The sequence below is a fragment of the Streptomyces lothianensis genome (assembly GCF_047779955.1).
Classification (GTDB): domain Bacteria; phylum Actinomycetota; class Actinomycetes; order Streptomycetales; family Streptomycetaceae; genus Streptomyces.
This window is the reverse complement of record NZ_JBLMKT010000116.1, coordinates 1-1,352: the sequence shown is the minus strand read 5'-3', so window position 1 is coordinate 1,352 and position 1,352 is coordinate 1. Positions and strand designations below refer to the sequence as shown.

Below are 1,352 nucleotides of genomic sequence, written 5' to 3'. Positions count from 1 at the left end.
AGGCGGTGTCGACGGTGACGGCCGGGCCCTCGAGTCCGAACGTGTAGGACAACCGGCCCGACACCACACTCGCCGCATTGCCCGTGCCCACATGGCCCTCGGCGCTGTCCGGCGAAGCGAGCAGAAGACCGGTGTAATCCTGGCCGTTGGTGCCGGTGAAGACGCCCGTGCGGGTGCCGCGTACCGACGCCGGATCGATGCCGGACCGCTCGAACGCCTCCCATGACGTCTCCAGGAGCAGCCGCTGCTGCGGATCCATGGCGAGCGCCTCACGCGGCGAGATCCCGAAGAACACCGGGTCGAACTCGCCCGCGTCGTGCAGGAACCCGCCCTGGTCGACATACGAGGCGGCCTCGCGTTTCCCGGTCGGGTCGTACAGCCGCTCCAGGTCCCAGCCACGGTCCACCGGGAAGCCGGAGACCGCGTCCGCACCGGACACCACCAGATCCCACAGCTCCTCGGGCGAGGCGACCCCACCCGGGTACCGGCAGCTCATCCCGACGATGGCCACGAGGTCGTCGTCATCACCGGCAGCAGCGCCGGTGAACGCCACGGGAGAGCCGTCGGCCCCCGCCTCGGCGCCGACGAGTTCGTCGCGCAGGTACTCGGCCAGGACGGCAGGGCTCGGGTAGTCGAAGACGAGGGTCGCGGGCAGCGTCAGACCCGTCGCGGCGGACAAGGAGTTACGGAACTCCACCGCCGTGAGCGAGTCGAAGCCCAGCTCACGGAAGGTCGCGGTCTCACCGATGGCTCCAGAACCGGTGTGGCCGAGAACCACCGCCGCCTGCTCGCGCACCACGCCCAGCAGCAACCGCAGCCGCTCGGCGCCGGTCAGACCGGCAAGCCGGCCGCGCAGCGCCGATTCAGTACCCGAGGCCTCGGCTGCGATGCTTTCCCGCCGTACACCCTCGGCCTCCGCCAGGTCGCTCAGCAGAGGACTGGGGCGCAGCGCCGTGAACGGCGGTACGAAACGAGCCCAGTCCACGTCCGCCACGGTCACGCACGTCTCGCTGTGCGCCAGGGCCTGTCCTACGACCGTGATCGCGGTCTCCGGCGCCATGGCCGGCAGACCCCGACGGCCCAGCTCGGCCGCCATCGCCTCGTCCGCCATACCGCCTTCGGCCCAGGGGCCCCAGGCGATGGAGGTGGCGGTCAGGCCTCGGGTGCGGCGGTGTTCGGCGAGGGCGTCGAGGTAGGTGTTGGCGGCGGCGTAGCCGGCCTGTCCTCCGCTGCCCCAGGTCGCGGCGATGGAGGAGAACAGGACGAAGGCGTCCAGGTCGGTGTCGGCGAACACCGTGTCGAGGTTGACGGCTCCGGTGACCTTCGCGTGCAGGACCTCGGCCAGTTCCTCG

General features: G+C 71.1%; 1 protein-coding gene. It reads right to left on the bottom strand.

The window, feature by feature from the left end; translation table 11 throughout:
- Nucleotides 1-1,352, bottom strand: a 1,352-nt coding sequence (locus ACLF6P_RS29835) for a beta-ketoacyl reductase (protein WP_415954539.1), incomplete at both ends; no start/stop codon positions are given.